At 61.4% G+C, this 272-nt stretch carries 1 protein-coding gene; it reads right to left on the bottom strand.

Annotation, left to right across the window (positions count from 1 at the left end; translation table 11 throughout):
* On the bottom strand, positions 1-272 hold a 272-nt coding region (locus BK665_RS34000; protein WP_259699691.1), incomplete at both ends, for an FGGY family carbohydrate kinase.

Below are 272 nucleotides of genomic sequence, written 5' to 3'. Positions count from 1 at the left end.
GTGGGGCAGCAGGATGCGGGCAATGCGGGCAAAAATCTGTGGGTGCTGTTCTTTGGTCCAAAGCAGTTTGGACACGGTGTAGCCCGGCGCGATGACGATGCCGAGGCGTTCCAGCGAACCTTTTTCACCACCCAGATGCGCCAGCAGACGGTCGTTTTCTGGCGTGGATTCGGTGTCGCACCAGAGCTTGGCCGGGCGCAGGACCTGGCCTTGATCGTCGAGCAGCACCAAACCGTGTTGCTGGCCGGAAACGCCGATGCCGAGGACGTCTT

It is taken from the genome of Pseudomonas frederiksbergensis, from assembly GCF_003732665.1.
GTDB lineage: Bacteria > Pseudomonadota > Gammaproteobacteria > Pseudomonadales > Pseudomonadaceae > Aquipseudomonas > Aquipseudomonas frederiksbergensis_G.
The sequence above is the reverse complement of the archived record's forward strand: the minus strand, read 5'-3'. Positions and strand labels throughout refer to the sequence as shown.